Here is a 16,659-nt window from a genome sequence, read left to right as displayed (position 1 = left end):
ACCGCGACGTTACCAGCAACGGAGCCGTTTGATGTCCTCACCGACAGTTTCGATTGAGGGGCCGACTAGCACGACATCCGAGGGTTTTCTGGCAGCCGCGAAATCCGGTGGCTGCGCATCGTCCTCCTACGGCTCGTCGCCGACCAGCCCGGGCGAAGGGGATCCGGCTATTTGGGAAAGGATCAAGGATCACCCCTGCTTTTCGGAGGAAGCGCATCATTATTTCGCGCGTATGCATGTGGCGGTCGCGCCGGCTTGCAATGTCCAGTGCAACTATTGCAATCGCAAATACGATTGCGCCAACGAGAGCCGGCCTGGTGTTGTGTCTGAGAAGTTGACGCCCGACCAAGCGCTACGCAAGGTCATCGCCGTTGCCAACAAAGTTCCGCAGCTTTCGGTTCTTGGCATCGCTGGGCCGGGGGATGCCTGTTACGATTGGGAGAAAACGAAGGCAACGCTCGACCGCGTCATCAGGGAAATCCCCGACATAAAGCTGTGCGTCTCCACTAATGGGCTCGTGCTGCCGGACCATGTCGCCGAGCTTGCCGAAATGAATGTTGATCACGTGACGGTCACCATCAACATGGTCGACCCGGAAGTCGGCGCGAAGATCTATCCATGGATCTTTTATGAAAATCGCCGCTACTTCGGCATCGAAGCCGCTCGAATCTTGCACGCGCGGCAGATGCTGGGCCTGGAGATGCTGAGCGCGCGCGGCATCCTCACCAAAATCAACTCGGTGATGATTCCTGGAGTGAACGACCAGCACCTGTTTGAGGTGAACAAAATGGTCAGGGAGCGGGGCGCGTTTCTGCACAACGTGATGCCTCTGATTTCGGACCCGGCGCACGGTACCCACTACGGACTCATCGGGCAGCGCGGCCCAACGGCAATGGAGATGATGGCTCTTCAGGATCGACTTGAAGGTGGCGCCAAGTTGATGCGCCACTGCCGGCAGTGCCGGGCAGATGCTGTCGGCCTGCTCGGTGAAGATCGTGGCCAGGAATTCACGCTGGACGGGATTCCCGACGATGTCGCCTACGATGCTGGCAAGCGTCAGGCCTATCGGCAGGTGGTCGCACACGAGCGCCGTGATCATGAGGCGGCGAGGAGCGAGGCCATCGGTATGGTCAAGGCAACAGACTCCGAAAAGTCGCTTCTGGTTGCGGTGGCCACTAAGGGAGGTGGACGGGTCAACGAACACTTCGGCCACGCGAAGGAATTCCAGGTTTATGAAGTCTCGCCTAGAGGGATCAGCTTGGTCGGGCATCGGAAGGTCGAGCGGTATTGCCTCGGAGGCGGGGGCGAAGACGCCATCCTCGAGGGCGTCATCGCAGCGCTCGAAGGCATACACATAGTGCTATGCGCCAAGATCGGAAATCGCCCGAAGGAACAACTCTCGCGAGCTGGACTGCGCGTAACCGACGCCTATGGCCATGACTACATCGAGACCGCAGTCAGCGCACTTTACGCGGCAGAGTTTGGGATCAGACCACTAGCGGCGACGGCCTGAGCCGTCTCGTCCGATAACCAGGAGTTAGAATGGCTTTAAAGATCATCGCATCCCAATGTACCCAATGCGGGGCCTGCGAGTTCGAATGTCCTTCGGAAGCGATCAAGTTCAAGGGCGACGCCTATGTGATCGATCCAAACAAGTGCACCGAATGCAAGGAGGCCTTCGATACGCAGCAATGCGTGTCGGTCTGTCCGGTACCGAAAACCTGCGTTCCCGCTTGATTCCTACCGAAACGGTCGGGTTCGCCGCACGACGACGCCTGCAACCCGCGACCACAACAAAAGCCTCGAGAAAGGAATGGACAGCATGTGGTCCAGACGCGAACAGGAGGTCGAAATCGGCAGACCGCCACGGTTCATGCAGGGTGAGCGGGTCCGTGCGATACGCCACATAAAAAACGACGGCACCTATCCCGGCAAGGAGATCGGCGAAAACCTCGTGCGGAAGGGCGACGAAGGCTACGTGCGCGACATTGGAACCTTTCTCCAGCAATTCTTCATCTATGCGGTCGAATGGATCGATCGTGGCACGGTCGTCGGCATGCGAGCGCGCGAACTCATTAGCCTCGACAAAGTCGAGGTTCCCTGCGGAGCTGAAGGCATTTCCAACGGGGGAACAGCCGGATGAAAGTAATGATTCGCAGGACCGCTACTGGCTTGTCGGCTTATGTCCCCAAGAAGGATCTCGAAGAGCCGATCACCGAGATTGAGAACGCTGACTTATGGGGCGGGACCGTGACGCTCAGGAACGGTTGGCGGCTCATGCTGCCCGACCTTCCGCGCGACACGCGTTTGCCGATCACCGTCGAGGCGATGAAGATTTCCGACGGGGCCTGATGCCGGTGGGTTCAGTGGCGGAGAGGAAACGCGTATGAACACGATGCTGAGCTGGGACCATCTCGTCGTCGTCCGGGGCAGTTTTGCCAAAAAACTGATTGACCTGCTGAACGGCGCTCTCAAGGCCGATCGAGTGATCCCCTATCTCGGTCCTGGTCTTCTGCAGCTTAACCCACCGGAATCACCTGTACCTTGCACCCCTGAAGATGTCGCCGCGGCCCTCAACAAGCGGGCGCCTGCCCCTTCCAGGATTCGCACCAATATGTGGTCGGTCGCGCAGTTTATCGAGCAGCGCCGACATCGTCGGACTCTCCAAGCGTGGATGGCGGAGATATTCGCAGCCCCCGCCGAGCCGACCGTTCTTCACGCCTGGCTCGCAACCCTTCAACTGTCTGTCATCATCGACAGCTGGTACGATGGCGCCATGCGAGCAGCCCTTGCAGAGGCCGGCCAAACAGACGTTGTCGAGATACAAGGAACGACGCGCGCGACCGGAATCGGTAACATCTGGACGAGAACTTACGATTTGTCAGGAACAGAACTCGAGGCCGAACAAGTGGCTAGGACGGTGCTCTATGCGCCGCACGGCAGCGTCAGGCCGGCGGCAAACTTCCTCGTGGCTGATTCCGATTACGTCGAAGTCCTAACCGAAATTGATATCCAGACGCCGATCCCGGACGCGGTGAAGCAACGGCGCGTCAACCGGGGTTTTTTCTTCGTGGGCTGCCGCTTCAACGATCAGATGCTGCGCACATATGCCAGACAGCTGATGAAGCGCTCCACTGGCCCACATTTTGCGGTGATCGATTCGGCTACGCTGACCAGAAACGAACGTCGTTTCCTTGCCGAAGGCGCAATCACGGTCATCGACATGCCGATCCGCAACGCCGCGGCTCGCCTCGTCGGGGTCGATGCTAGCCAGGATTAATGGCCGGCGATTGCTGGTGAGTCGCTGCTTGCCTCCAAGGGCGAAAACTCAGTTGGGAATACATTCGTGAGTAGTAATGCTAGTGGCAGCACAACGTAGGCTCTGAATTCGTTGGGCGATGTGAAAGGGTCCGCTGCTGCGGGACGTGAGCACGTTGCGGCGGCATTACGCACATGATCTTGTGACCCCCGTGGCAAAAGAACTGAAGCGCCCGAGTCGCGACAACATATGCAGCGCTCAATGGCTTCGACAAAAATTCGGCACAGTTTCGACAGTTCGCATGCACCTCCAGGGTCAACGAGGTTGATTATGCCTGTTTATGTGGGTCGGCCACGCGAGCAGGAATTCCCACTACCTTTGCCCCGGCGGGAACATCTCGTGTGACCACGCAGCCAGCGCCTACCACTGCATTATCACCAATCGTGACGCCAGGCAGAATGATTGCTCCACCGCCGATCCAGACACGGCTGCCAATGTGAACAGGACGCCCGACCTGCAGGCCGGCCTGCCGCTGCTCGGCATCATGTGGATGATCGGCGGTATAAATCTGCACAGCAGGCCCAATTGCCGTTCCTTGCCCGATTTTGACCTCTACCACGTCAAGAATAACGCAGTTGAAGTTGATGTAGGCATTGGCTCCAATGCGGATATTGAATCCGTAGTCGCAAAAAAAGGGCGGACGGATGACCGTTCCGCGCCCAACCTCTCCCAGCCGCTCGGACAAAAGCTCATGCCAATGCCCCGTGGTCTGCCCCAGCGTATCATTGTACCGCTTGAGCCAAGCCCCGGTGGCCAACAGGTCAGCTTGGATCTCCGGATCCGCCGCATTGTAAAACTCGCCTGCGAGCATCTTTTCTTTTTGGCTACGCATCATAGTCTCCCGTCAGGTCGTGTCCCGTACAGTGATGCAGGAACGCACATCAAACTGCCTCGGCAACTTTGTAACTCGGTCTTGCCGGGCGCGCGGTCGGTCACGAGCCGGGGCGACAGTTTCGTCTCGACCAACTTCCGCGAATTTGGATATCGCAGATCAACCGGTCGCAGGGGCCAATACCTGACGAGGTCGGCAACTGTCCAGCGGTCGAACTCACTTTCATGCCCATCTCAGATTGCGTGATATCGAGCGGTAAGCCATCAGCTAATGTATCGACCAGGTCCCGCCAGCGGAGATCTGCGCGTCGCCTCTACGCATGCTGGCGTGTCACCAATAATACATCGATTATTTCTGGATCCAGGCACGTCGAATTGATTTGCCTTGCGGTGTAGAGCGAAGTTACTAGCCATAGGATTACTCCTTTTTAGTTTGTCAGTCGCAGAGCCCCAGTATGACTACGTGGTAGAAAGCACACGGCCGGAATCTTGGCAGCGCTGTTCACACCCACTTCGTAAGCCTGGCCGATGGGCTCGCCAGAGCACCAATGCTTGACCTGCTCCAGCTCTTGCTCGGCGGGTTGTTTCAGAGACGCTTGATCTCGATACCGCGTTTTCTCAGCACGTAGCCGATCTGGCGCGGGGTCAAACCGAGCAGGCGCGCCGCCTTTGCCTGCACCCAGCCACACTTTTCCATGGCAGCAATGACCGTATCGGCATCGGGCACCCTACCACGACTCGTGGCAGGGCCTATCGGCGCTTGCCCGTCGCCGACGGGCGGGGCGGCACAGGCGGCGGAAGGCTGGATCGTAGTCGACTTCTCTGACGTCGGCGGTCCGTTCTTCCACAGCGCCGCGGCCAAGCACTGATCCGCGTAACAGGCAAAGTCAGTTCTGAGGATTGATGGACCCGTCGCCAGAACTGCCGTCCGTTGAACGCAGTTTTCGAGCTCTCGGATGTTGCCTGGAAATTCGCAGTTCATTAGCACCTCAATCGCTTCGGGAGCGAAGGTCAGCGTGTGATCATTCTCAGTATTGAAATTCTTGAGAAACTGAGCGGCCAAGAGCGGAATATCACCTCGCCTTTCGCGCAATGCCGGCACGCGTAAAGTGACGACGTTGATGCGATAATAGAGGTCTTGCCGGAACTCCTTGCGTTGAACTGCCGTTTCCAAGTCCCTGTTCGTTGCGGCAATCACGCGAACATCAACTTTAATGGTGTGGTTGCTGCCGACGCGCTCAAACTCCTGCTCCTGCAGGACACGCAGCAGCTTAGCCTGGAACGAACCTGATATTTCGCCAATCTCGTCCAGAAACAATGTGCCTTTGTCGGCAGCCTCAAAGCGCCCCTTGCGCAAACTGCTCGCGTCGGTGAAGGCACCCTTCTCATGACCGAACAAGTCAGATTCCAGAAGCGTCTCGGTGAGCGCCGCGCAATTGACCTTGATGAAGGGCTGCTTGGCGCGAGGCGAGAGCTCGTGAATGGCTTTGGCAACCAGCTCCTTACCGGTTCCGGATTCACCTCGCAACAGGACCGTAGTCTTCGCCTTGGCCACCTTGACAAGGTGCTCACGCAGCTTGCGCAGCGCCTGACTATCGCCAAGCATCTCCTTGCTGATCTTTTTACGTTCCATTTGGCAGCCCATCCCACTCCGCCACCCGCCGGTAGAACTGCACTGGACGGTGAGCTGTGTTGTATTTCGTCATCATCATTCTCGATCTCACCTTTGTTGCTTCGAAATTTTCGGCGCGCGGACGCCCTCGGCAAATGGCAATGGCGCCTGAGCATCGTTGCCTTTCACCAGGACGAGCGTCTTCCTCCGCGCGGGCGCTCGCAATATGCGGTTTGCGCAGGCCTTTACTCGACCGGTCGCTGTTCTGTCCGGCTTCTGCCGCACCGCAGCCTGCAAACTCATCCTTGACAAGAAAGGAGGGGAGTCAACCGAGCTCTCCTTGCATTTATGCAAGGAAAATTGTCAGTTTGATAGAATTCTATCAAAACGGCAGAAACGCCCCGCCCCAGTTTGGCTGTACCTGCGGCGTTCAGCGTACGTGACGACATGTGCGGACTTGTCCCAATTGCCATCCGAGTTGTGCGGAACAGTAGCTGCTGCGCTGTTCGCTTCAACCGCGTGAGGCCGGAGACAGTAGAGACGGCGGCTCGTCGAGCGAGGTTTCATTGTTCGGCTACTAAACCGGCTGTCCTTTGGTGGGAGTTGGTTTCGCCCAAGTTCTGGGCCTGGGGGCGTCTAGCCCGTTTCGCCGCACAGGCTCCTTCCACATCGTCGAGGCCGAGAAGGAGGGACCCCACAGCTCTCCCTGTATCACAATGCCCCGCCCCTCAAGCAGCTAGATACGACAGGTGACCTCAAATGAGGCGTCTTGCATGGCTTCTACACCTGCCTGAATGCCAGAACTGCGTTCGTACCGCCCATGGCGAAGGCGTTGCTCATGGCGACGCGCACCTTGCGCTCGCGCGGCACATTGGGTGTGATGTCGAGGTCGCAAGCGGGATCTGGCTCGCGATAGTTGGCGGTCGGCGGCACGACGTCCTCTTGGATTGCCATCACGCAGGCGATCATTTCAAGCGCGCTCGCTGCGCCGAGGCAATGCGCGTGCGTGGACTTGGTGGAAGAGATGGACATCGAATAAGCGTGGTTTCCAAACACACGCTTGATCGCCGCCGTTTCAGTCTGATCATTGCTTTTGGTACCGGTGCCGTGCGCGTTGAGGTAGTCGACGTCCTCGGCATTCAGCCCGGCATCGGCAAGGCAGGCGCGCATCGCCGACGCTGGCCCCTCGACAGATGGCGCGGCAATGTGGAAGGCATCGGCGGAAAGGCCGACGCCGGCGATCTCGGCAAGAATTGTGGCACCACGCCTCGTGGCATGCTCGTAGCTTTCCAGCACGGCCATGCCCGCACCCTCGCCCAGCACCAGGCCCTTCCTATCGGCGGAGAAGGGCCGGCAGGTATCGGGTGAAAGCACGCGCATTGCTTCCCATGCTTTCAGCACGCCCCATGCGAAGGGTGCGTCGCTGCCTCCGGAAACCATTACGTCGGCCCGGCCCAGCTTGATCTGGTCCACCGCCGAGGCGATCGCATGGTTGGCCGAGGCACATGCGGAGGTCACCCCGAAGACCGGCCCGCGCAAGCCGAGGCTCAAGCTCACCTGGCCGGCGGCGGCGCTTGGCATCGTTTTGGGTACAGCGAGGATGCCAACTCGCCTCGCGCCGTCCAAAAGGAGGGCCCGGTAAGTTTCCTCCATCACATCCCAGCCCAAGCCGCCGACGCCCACTGTCGCGCCGAAGCGATGGGCATTCCCCTCGTCGCAGGAAAGTCCGGCCTGCCGCATGGCTTCGCGCGCTGCAAGCACGGCGAGCAAGCTGAAGCGGGCCATGGAGACGAACTGCTTGCGATTGATGTCGTGCTGGGGCAGCGCCTTGATCTCAGCGCCGGTCATGCCCTCCAGGTCATGAAGCTCGGAATTGGCGATCGGGCCGATGGCGGAGCGGCCTTCGCGCATCTCTTTCCACATAGAGGCGGCGTCGGTGCCCAGTCCGCACAGGCCGCCCACTCCGGTGATAACGACGCGCCTGTCCATTCAAGCCTCCTTCGCAAGCAAGCCGCGGACGGCTTCCACGACGTCGCCGACATTCTTGAGATTGGACCAGGCATCGGCCGTGTTCATGTCGATCTTGATGCCGTAGGCCTGCTCCACATCCCAGAGGACGTCCGCCAAACCCAGCGAATCAAACCCGAGCGCGTCCAGTTCCGTGGCGATTGTTATCTCGCCGACGAATGACGTAGGCATTCCCTCACCGCTCTCCGACTCGGCGCGTTTCTTGATCAGGGCAATGACGTCCGTTGCGAATTGATCGGCCATTCTGTTTCCTGTCTTTCTTTCCCGCGTTTCGACCTGGACGCGGCTCAGTTCCTGAGGCGCGCCGCGTCGCGAAAGCCATCACGCTTGGGCAACTGACAAAGCCCAATGCTCATAAAGCCGGATCAGGTCCGGCCGGTGTGTGGCGTAGGTGCAGTATGACGATGTGAGCCGCTACACCGTGCGCGTCTCCCAGTCTGTCCATAGGCTCGGAAGAAGTCGGACCCGGTCAGTTGCAACTCCCTTTCCCAGCACTCCACTGCCCGGTAGAGCGCATGAAAAATCTCCTTTCGGGCGGTTTCTTAAGACGCTCGCCACGCCATGAGGCAGTGGGGGCATCGGTGTGCGTCAGGTGCTTCTGCCCATGCAGGATTCCAGAACATTGATGAAATCGTTTGTTTCGATGAAAGGCATCCACACTTTGGATAGTTGACCACGCGTTTCAAAGATCGTGAACTACATCTCGTCGTTGTGCTCGACGCACTCCCGACAGAGCGCAACCTCATGGGCGCGGCATGCAGGATTAACCGAGCCCAGCCGGTCATGAGTGCGGCCGGCGCTCGGCTGCTCGATTATTTGCGCGATAAGCTCGCGACCATGTCCGCGGAGGTATTCAAACTTAACGCTGCGTCCGGGAGCTCTTGCCCTCCAGTTCGCGACGCTCTCCCGCCCATCCAGTGCTCGTTTATTTCGTCGGATAGTTTGACCCGGCTCTACCGAATCGCCGCTTCAGGATCATTCTTCCCGATTTCGTCACGCTCGTATTTTCTGCCGCGTCCTACACCGATTGGGCGCGAACAAAACTGAGCGCCTTGGAACCCGAACCCGTGCGTCGTGACCGGGAGCATCCGGGGCGAACTCATCCGCTCGGGGGCATCGCATCACCGGACGGCGACAGGCACGGTCGACCGGCATCTCGGCATCGGCTGGGAATTCGTCCATGGTCTGCATTGGCGACGACGCTTCCTGAGGCCACGTAGCCCTTATGCCAAGCTGGGCGCCCGGTTTGCGGCATCCGTGCCTACCCTCTTCGGACCTCGTGGGTTCCAACCGGCGACGAGGCGTGCATAGGCGCCCTCGGCCTGCTCCACCCAGCGGCGCTCTTCTTCCCGGTGGCTCTTTATGTTGTAGGCGTGCGCTCCCTTTTGGCCGCGCACAGCCTTGCTCCCGGCCTTGAGTTCCACATCGCGCAAGCTTCTTGGCATGCAGGGAGGGTCGAGCCTACGCGTAACTCTCGCCCTTCTCAACAGATGACAGATCACGACAGAGAGTTTGCGTGCGGTTGCCACGGCCGCGACATGCTGTCCGCGCCGGGCTCGCACGCCGCAGGGAGAAGGCTCGCAACGGTCCGGGAGCACGAGCGGCCGCCCAGGCCGCCTCGACGAGCATGCCGCGCGCATGACCACGGCCCTGCTTGGTGATCCGCCCATGGTAGGCCGGACCTGGCCGGACTGCTGGACGCTTGGGTTCAACCCGAGATAGGTCACGAGCTTCTGCGGATCGTCGAAGCGCGACACGTCGCCGATCGCCGCCCTTCATCGCCAGCGCGACGGTGATGTCGACGCCGGGAATGGTCATCAGCCGCTTCACGCCTTCATCCTCGAGAGCCGAGCGGACAAGATCGCGTTCGATGACCTGGAGGTCTTCGCCCAATCGGTCGAACTCGCGCAGATGCCCATCGATCGCGAGGCGCTCGTCCTGCGGTACGACCTGCTCGATTACCAGGTCCGACCCTTGGCGCCGCACAGGTCGGCATGCGGGCAGGACGGATCAGGTGGCTATGAAGGATCGACTGGATGACGCTCTTCAATCGAGATCTCTGTCGGACAATCTGATTGCGCCGTGTCACCTGTCGACGCAGAGCCTGCGTCGGCTCGTCCGCAATCCAGACTTCTGGCAAGAAGCCGCTGGCATAGAGCTGCGCAAGAACGTCGGCGTCGATCGTCGTTTTGATCTTGGCATAGGCAACGATAAACACCTGTTTCGGCTTGGCGATCCCCACCTTCTTCACATGCGGCGCAATCACAGCTGCAGCGGACGTCGCGCTGCCGGTGGCCTCGATCACCCCGACATCGTTCGGCGACAGCTTCGCGGCGAACGCCGCCAGCAGATCGCGCCGCATGTCGACGCGGCCGAGTCGCCTGAGCCTGCCCTCCTCCCATGCCACTGCTTCGGCGAAGGCGCGGTGAATATCCAGTCCGATGATAAGCATGCCCGTTCCTCCTTCTTGGCTCGGTCAAAGACGGGAGCTGGCGGGCAACACGACATCTACTGATCCGCGCTCGCAGCGCATCCGGGAAAGTCGCCAGGGGCGGCCATGTAACGAGCTCGGGCTCTCAGCCCACGGTCTATTGACGGCCTGCCTGCACCTTTGTGCTCCCGGTGCCCCACGTCCCGGATGGGCTCACCATAAGGGCGTTCCAAAACAAGAACAGCAGGACGAGAAGACACCACAGATCACATACCGGATAGCGGCAAGGCCAAGCGCTTCGTTCAGATAGGCTTGCGCCAATGGGCTTAGGCCGAGCCTACAACAGCTCTCAAAAACGCTGCCGGACTGCTGCATTGGCTCGCCGATACAATTGGCACAGGCCTCACGGCAGCTTAGGATCAAACCGCCCATCAGTCGCCTCGGACTGGAAAGGTGCACCCTATTAGATTCCACGCCCAGCTAGGTCGGGGCCGCCGAAGACGCTGGTTGATAGCCCGGCGCCATCGGCCCGGCGTTTCAAACTGCCAATCTCTGACCTGCACAGTACGAACGATTGCTCGCTTCGGCAGATCACGCGGCTCATATGTCGGACCTTAACGTCATCCATCATAAACTTTTTGCGACAAAAGATTGCAAGAATGCTAAATTGTTAAAGTCGTTTGTTTCGGTTAAAGGCATCCATCCCATGGATGGCTGATGACATGCGTTTCAAAGGACTTGATCTAAATCTCCTCGTTGTGCTCGACGCACTCCTGACGGAGCGTAATCTCTCGGCGGCGGCACGCAGGATCAACCTGAGTCAGCCCGCCATGAGTGCGGCCGTCGCCCGACTGCGCGATTATTTCCGCGATGAACTGTTTACGATAAGAGGTCGCGAACGATTTCTAACCCCGCGTGCGGCAGCATTTGCCCCCGCAGTTCGCGACGCTCTCCAGCACATCCAGTGCTCGATTATTTCTTCGGATCCGTTTGACCCAGCTCGAGCCGATCGCCTCTTCAGGATCATTCTTTCCGATTTCGTCACGCTCGTGTTTTTCGAAAAGCTTGTGGAGCGTATTTCACGGGAAGCCCCCGCCGTCAGCTTCGAACTGCTGCCTGTCGACGATAGCCCCGATGAGCTTCTCCGGCGCGGTGACGTCGATTTTCTAATTCTACCGGATATGTTCACGTCGAGTGTGCATTCAAGCATTGCGCTGTTTGACGAGAAGCTCGTGTGCGTAGGCTGTCCCACAAACAAGCAGCTGCCACAGCAGCTTACATTCGAGAGATACATGTCGATGAGGCACGTCGCGGTCAGGTTCGGGCGTACGATGAAGCCGTCTATCGAGGAATGGTTTTTGCTTGAGCATGGCCTTAAGAGACGTGTCGAGGTCGCCGTGCAGGGCTTCAGCATGATTCCACCTATGGTGTCCGGCACAGCTCGTATAGCGACCATGCCCTTACGGCTGGTCAGGCATTTCGAAAAAACGTTCCCCCTGCGGGTTATCGAACTTCCGCTGCCATTTCCCACATTCACCGAGACCCTCCAATGGCCGGCCCTCCACAATAGCGATCCGGCAAGCATCTGGATGCGGGAGATAATGATACAGGAGGCATCTCGGATGGCTGCCCCGCTGTGAACCCTCGGAAAATTCAGGCGCACCTATAGTCACTACACCTGTCACCATCTACTTTGACGACAATAGCCCTCGCCGGATAAAGTCGATGCTGGCGGCAAGTGCGCCTGCGAGATCGTCCAGAGAATGGACTTCCTCGATCAGCTCGAACGAGAAAGGTCCCGCGTAGCCGCCATCCAGCAGCGCCTGAATCTGGCTGCCATTGTCGGAACCTGCAAGAAAGCGATCGGGGTAAATCCAGAAGGTCGGGTCGTTTACGCTTGAAATGTGCACCAGGCCGGTAAGCTCGCAGAACAGGCATGTCTCCCCGGCCAGGGTGTGGTGGAACGTGTCGTGCACGAGGCGAAAGACGGACTGGCCATCAACCGCGGCAACGGCCTCGGCCGCTTCCTTCTTTGATCGAAGCGAGCAGGTTCGGAAACCCAGCGGCTCGATGAGACCGATCAGACCCCGCGACTGGAGGATTGGCTTGATCTCGTTTAGAGCGAAACGAAGATTGTCCTGGCGCTCGCTATTGGTGGGCCACGAGCTGCGGTTGGCCGGCACCAACACGAGCGTCTCTGCCCCGCACGCCGTCGCATAATCGGCGAGGTTGCTTGCCTCGGCCTGACGCGTTGGAGTCCAGTCGTTGAACCGCTGCAAGGCGTTGACAGAGATGATCGTGACGCCCGCTTCGGTAGCGGCAAACCGAACGTCCGCAGCCGGAATGCCGCGTGCGACAGGATTGCTGAAATGAGGGTAACGGATTTGGACGTCGGTCAGGCCTTGGTCACGGGCAAGCGCGAAAAGCGCACTGACGTCAAGGCGGGGCGCCGCCATGTGATCGAGTGCAAAGCGGGGCGATACCTGGCGCATTGCTTGACTTTCCTTCCATGAAGCGCGGCTGCCATTTCGGCATCCGGCTTCTTTCAAGACGGAACCACGCCGGTTCACAGATCGGACAGAGACGGCCGAGTCAATCGAGCTTTCCTTTCATCGGTGAAAGGAAAATGGGCGCTCATGATAGAAATCCATCAAGGTCAAATATTTTCCGGAAGATAAATGTCGAACGGCAGAAATGTCTGCCCCGGGCTCTCCGCGACGCCGGCTTTGATGGCCCGCTCCATTGCCATTATCAGCTCCTGGCAAAGTCGGCGCATTGGCGTGCCGACCGCCATCGTCAAGATGTCATCCGCAAGCGCCCCACGTGACTGCGGCGTCATTTCACTCACGATCGCGACGAGATCCTGACCGCTCCCCTCTTCTCGGAGCGCGGAAATTGCTCCCTCTATACCCCCGCCGGCCATATAGAAGCCGACGAGCTCTGGTTCCCGCTGCATAAGATCCAGCAATTTTTCGTAAGTGAGCTGCCGTTCATCAAGGTTCACGAGCGGATCAAGCACCTCGAATTTGGGCGCGTTCTCACGAAAATAGGCACGAAAGGCCGTTTCCCGCGTCGCATGCGCCTGGAAGCGATGGCTTCCGACAAACACCGCCACCTTGCCGGGCCGTTTTGCGGCCTTGGAAAACACCCAAGCGGCAGTCCGTCCGACCTTGCTGTTGTTGAGGCCGATGTAGCCCTCGCGCACGCCATCGGCGAAGTCGGATAACAGCGAAAATACCGGGATACCTTTCGCCTTGAGCTCCTCGACTGATGCTGTGATTTTCGGGTGATCGGCCGCCACCATGGCGATCGCCTGGCAGCGGCTTCCAAGGTCCTTAAGAAGCGGGAGCAGGTCACGCGGCAAATGTGACTGCGCGAACTCGATGATCGGAAGGCCGTGGAAGGATTTAGCCATACTGACCGACTCTTCAATATTGCGAGCGAAATCTTGGTAAAAATCGTGGGCAGGTTTTCTCAAGATGAAGCCCAGCTTGTAGTGCGGCAGGTGCTGCTGCAAGCGCTGTTTGATGAGACCGGCAGCATGATAGCCGATCGCGTGCGCGGCCGCATGGACCCGCTGGGCGGTCTCCTCTCGCACCGGAAGGCGGACGTTCAGAACCCGATCGACTGTTGCTACGCTGACTCCGGCTTCGCGGGCGAGATCGGCAATTGTGACGCGCTTTCCCCTAGCGATTCTGATCGGCCGGTCCTCCGTCATCCGGTGCGATCCCGCGACGGCTTGGGGCGGCAAGCTGAAATAGTTACCACACCCCACGGTTGATAACGCATTCGACGAACAGCGCTCCATGCGGACCCAGATGAGTTTCCGTGAACCGTTCGTTTGCTTAGGGGCTTCATGGTGTTGTATTACTCTCCGCGTTAGTACACTATTTCCAGCGCTCTTTGGAGGCCGGCAATTCGACTGCTGTGAAGGCCGTGACTTACACGTCGCGCTATTGCTTGCTTGCGGGGAGCCCGTTTGATGTAACCCTAACCGCGGAAAGCGGCTTCCATCCGGGACTGGTCCAATTCGCCTTCCCAGCGAGCGACAACGAGCGATGCCACCGCATTACCGACTAAATTCGTCAGCGCGCGGCATTCCGACATGAAGCGGTCCACGCCAAGAATTAGAGCCATTCCGGCAACGGGAACACTCGGCACGACAGACAGAGTAGCGGCCAATGTGATGAAGCCGGCGCCGGTGACGCCTGCCGCACCCTTCGAGGAAAGCATCGCAATTAGCAGCAGGAGGATCTGATCGGCAATTGACAAATCTGTGTTCGTCGCCTGCGCGATGAAGAGGGCGGCGATCGTCATGTAGATATTGGTGCCGTCCAGATTGAATGAGTATCCAGTAGGGATGACGAGACTTACGACCGAACGCGCGGCGCCGGCCTTCTCCATCTTCTCCATGAGCGAGGGCAGCGCGGCCTCCGAGGAGGACGTTGCCAGGACAAGCAGCAGCTCGTCCTTGATGTAGCGGACAAGAGAAAAGATCGAGAAGCCGTTGCAGCGGCAGACCACGCCGAGAACCCCGAACACGAAGAGGAAGGCGGTCAGATAGAACGTCGCGACCAGTATCGCGAGGTTGGCCACCGAACCGATTCCGTATTTGCCGATCGTAAAGGCCATAGCGCCGAAGGCGCCGATGGGTGCAGCCTTCATCAGAATGCCGACGAGCTTAAAAATGGGGGCGGTGAGCGCCTGGAGAAAGGTAACGACCGGCCTGCTCGTCTCTCCGGTCATCGCCAGAGCAATGCCGAACAAGACCGAGAAGAACAAGACTTGCAGGATGTCGCCTTCCGCGAAGGCACTGGCAATCGTTGACGGGATGATGTTCATCAGGAAGCTGGTCACGGACTGCTCGTGAGCCGTGGCCACATAGCCCTTAACGGCTTCGACATCGAGCGAGGCCGGATCGATGTTGAGGCCGGCGCCAGGCTGAACGATATTCGCGACAATCAGCCCGACAACGAGTGCAAGCGTCGAGAAGGTAAGGAAATAAACCATCGCCTTGGCGGCAACTCGGCCGACCTTCTGCAGATCGCTCATGCCGGCAATGCCGGTCGCAATTGTCAGGAAGATGACAGGTGCGATAATCATCTTGATGACTTTGATGAAGGCATCGCCGAGCGGCTTCAGGCTTTGGCCGGTTTCCGGATAGAGGTAGCCAATTGCGGCTCCAAGGACCATGGCGGCAAGTACCTGCACGTAGGTCCGGGCAAAATGGCGCTTGCGGGGCGCTGCGATCGCGCGGGGGACTCTTGGAACCAACATCGTTTCTCTCTCCCTGACCGGATCGGGGTGGGGGCTCCTCCTTCTCCCATGCTGCGCTCCGGTCGAGCGCTGCTGTCATCTCGGAGCAAGCGCCGTGCCAACTGGACGCCTGTCCCGTCCAGCGAGATTGGTGCAGTTGCGCACTGGAACCCTCCACCTTGCCGGAATTCTGCACTCGAGGCTCGCCAAAGATCGCGTCTGAGGAAGTGCTTCATCAGAGAGGGAATTGACCAGGTCGCCTTGCGCCCGTGCCCTTTGATGTTCGCCGCAGATCGACTGCCGGTTGCCTTGGTGACTTTGGTTTGTCAGTTTTGGAACGGAATGCGCGCAAACTGCAGGATATCCTACACGCCCATCAGAGCACGCGGTACAAGCGATTAAGCGTAGGAGCGCATTGAATCTCCGAGGTCAAAAAATCTTGAATAAGGTCCGCGTGCGAAGTGAATCCGCAACTCGTCAAAGTTCTCCACCGTTTGATCAAGCGGTCGCGTTTCCTGGCGCTGCAAGATGGCGTTATCTGATGGCTCAAGCGCTGGAACGCCCAGGAAATCCCAAACCGCTCCCAAGCATTGGGCAGGTTCGTGAAGTAGGCTCTCGTATTCCATTACAAGCAGGTTGGTCGACGTGAAGGAGTCCATAACGCGAGCGTGAAAATCGTCGGCGGCTTTGAAATAAGCCTCACAGTCGGCGATTGACAACCTGACGCTCGGTGGCCGAGCGGTATCGTTGTCCGAGCTGAACTTCAGCCACTGACCGCTTTCCCTGGCCTGCACAAAGGATCGGAGCGATTCCAATACGTTTCGGCGAACAACGAGGATGACCTTGAGTGCTGGCCAACGAGCTAATTCCGCAAAGAATGCTGGACGCTCGCGAAACTGAGGTTCATTGATCTTGCAGCCAAGATGCGTCACATTCTTGTAGTCGCGCATAGGGCAGCGCACATAGGCAAGCTCAAGAAGCTCGCGATCCGTGCCTAGCAGGCGATCCGTGCTGGGCCAATTGGGATCATATTCGTTTAGCAACTCACCGTTACTCAGAACGGTCGGATGCTCGTTTAGCAATTCTTCTAAATAGTGTGTTCCGGTCCTTGGCATAGCAAGGATCACAAAAGGCTCAGGAGTTGGTTCGTTGTGGGTCATTGCATGTGTATCCAACTAAATA

General features: G+C 58.7%; 14 protein-coding genes and 2 pseudogenes. 6 read left to right on the top strand and 10 right to left on the bottom strand.

Annotated features, from left to right (window positions below):
• The first annotated feature begins 31 nt into the window (after positions 1 to 31).
• From nifB to EJ069_RS26700, 5 genes are all read left to right on the top strand, one after another.
• Complete coding sequence (gene nifB / locus EJ069_RS26720) at positions 32 to 1,513, top strand: nitrogenase cofactor biosynthesis protein NifB (RefSeq protein ID WP_024505233.1); 1,482 nt, start codon at positions 32 to 34, stop codon at positions 1,511 to 1,513.
• A 29-nt stretch (positions 1,514 to 1,542) separates the two neighbouring features.
• Positions 1,543 to 1,737 (top strand): 4Fe-4S binding protein, encoded by a 195-nt coding sequence (locus EJ069_RS26715; RefSeq protein WP_024505232.1) that lies wholly within the window; start codon positions 1,543 to 1,545, stop codon positions 1,735 to 1,737.
• Between the two features lie 85 nt (positions 1,738 to 1,822).
• The gene (locus EJ069_RS26710) at positions 1,823 to 2,143 is read left to right on the top strand and encodes a nitrogen fixation protein NifZ (RefSeq protein WP_024505231.1); all 321 of its coding nucleotides are present in this window, start codon (positions 1,823 to 1,825) and stop codon (positions 2,141 to 2,143) included.
• Positions 2,140 to 2,352: a putative nitrogen fixation protein NifT gene (gene nifT / locus EJ069_RS26705; RefSeq protein WP_024505230.1), complete on the top strand. Its 213-nt coding sequence runs from the start codon at positions 2,140 to 2,142 to the stop codon at positions 2,350 to 2,352. The genes EJ069_RS26710 and nifT overlap by 4 nt, the downstream gene beginning before the upstream one ends.
• Positions 2,353 to 2,386: 34 nt before the next feature.
• A complete protein-coding gene (locus tag EJ069_RS26700; protein ID WP_024505229.1) occupies positions 2,387 to 3,280 on the top strand; it encodes an SIR2 family protein in 894 nt (297 codons plus the stop codon).
• A 307-nt stretch (positions 3,281 to 3,587) separates the two neighbouring features.
• Here the strand turns inward: EJ069_RS26700 and EJ069_RS26695 are convergent, their stop codons facing one another.
• The 6 genes and pseudogenes from EJ069_RS26695 to EJ069_RS33925 form a co-directional block, all read right to left on the bottom strand.
• A complete protein-coding gene (locus EJ069_RS26695; protein ID WP_024505228.1) occupies positions 3,588 to 4,154 on the bottom strand; it encodes a sugar O-acetyltransferase in 567 nt (188 codons plus the stop codon).
• A 582-nt stretch (positions 4,155 to 4,736) separates the two neighbouring features.
• Positions 4,737 to 5,780, bottom strand: a pseudogene (nifA, locus tag EJ069_RS26690) (nif-specific transcriptional activator NifA); the annotation flags it as partial.
• 762 nt (positions 5,781 to 6,542) lie between these two features.
• On the bottom strand, positions 6,543 to 7,751 hold the full coding sequence (locus EJ069_RS26685) for a beta-ketoacyl-[acyl-carrier-protein] synthase family protein (protein ID WP_126057636.1): 1,209 nt from the start codon (positions 7,749 to 7,751) through the stop codon (positions 6,543 to 6,545).
• The gene (locus EJ069_RS26680) at positions 7,752 to 8,033 is read right to left on the bottom strand and encodes an acyl carrier protein (RefSeq protein WP_126057635.1); all 282 of its coding nucleotides are present in this window, start codon (positions 8,031 to 8,033) and stop codon (positions 7,752 to 7,754) included. It abuts the gene before it with no gap.
• A 1,218-nt stretch (positions 8,034 to 9,251) separates the two neighbouring features.
• A complete protein-coding gene (locus EJ069_RS33930; RefSeq protein ID WP_245265439.1) occupies positions 9,252 to 9,776 on the bottom strand; it encodes a transposase in 525 nt (174 codons plus the stop codon).
• A gap of 91 nt (positions 9,777 to 9,867) precedes the next feature.
• Positions 9,868 to 10,242: pseudogene (locus EJ069_RS33925) on the bottom strand (IS110 family transposase); the annotation flags it as partial.
• Positions 10,243 to 10,943: 701 nt separating this feature from the next.
• Here EJ069_RS33925 and EJ069_RS26670 point away from each other — a divergent pair.
• Positions 10,944 to 11,861, top strand: a complete 918-nt coding sequence (locus tag EJ069_RS26670) for a LysR family transcriptional regulator (RefSeq protein WP_024505887.1) — start codon at positions 10,944 to 10,946, stop codon at positions 11,859 to 11,861.
• Between the two features lie 48 nt (positions 11,862 to 11,909).
• On the opposite strand, the gene EJ069_RS26665 is transcribed toward EJ069_RS26670, so the two are convergent.
• From EJ069_RS26665 to EJ069_RS26650, 4 genes are all read right to left on the bottom strand, one after another.
• Positions 11,910 to 12,713: a TIM barrel protein gene (locus EJ069_RS26665; RefSeq protein WP_024505888.1), complete on the bottom strand. Its 804-nt coding sequence runs from the start codon at positions 12,711 to 12,713 to the stop codon at positions 11,910 to 11,912.
• 164 nt (positions 12,714 to 12,877) lie between these two features.
• Positions 12,878 to 13,939, bottom strand: coding sequence for a LacI family DNA-binding transcriptional regulator (locus EJ069_RS26660; protein ID WP_024505889.1), 1,062 nt, complete (start codon positions 13,937 to 13,939; stop codon positions 12,878 to 12,880).
• A 272-nt stretch (positions 13,940 to 14,211) separates the two neighbouring features.
• Entirely contained in the window at positions 14,212 to 15,498 is a 1,287-nt protein-coding gene (locus tag EJ069_RS26655) for a dicarboxylate/amino acid:cation symporter (RefSeq protein ID WP_126063813.1), read from the bottom strand.
• Between the two features lie 377 nt (positions 15,499 to 15,875).
• A complete protein-coding gene (locus tag EJ069_RS26650) occupies positions 15,876 to 16,637 on the bottom strand; it encodes a sulfotransferase (protein ID WP_024505871.1) in 762 nt (253 codons plus the stop codon).
• Positions 16,638 to 16,659: the final 22 nt, after the last annotated feature.

It is taken from the genome of Mesorhizobium sp. M2A.F.Ca.ET.043.05.1.1 (assembly GCF_003952445.1).
Classification (GTDB): Bacteria; Pseudomonadota; Alphaproteobacteria; order Rhizobiales; family Rhizobiaceae; genus Mesorhizobium.
The sequence above is the reverse complement of the archived record's forward strand: the minus strand, read 5'-3'. Positions and strand labels throughout refer to the sequence as shown.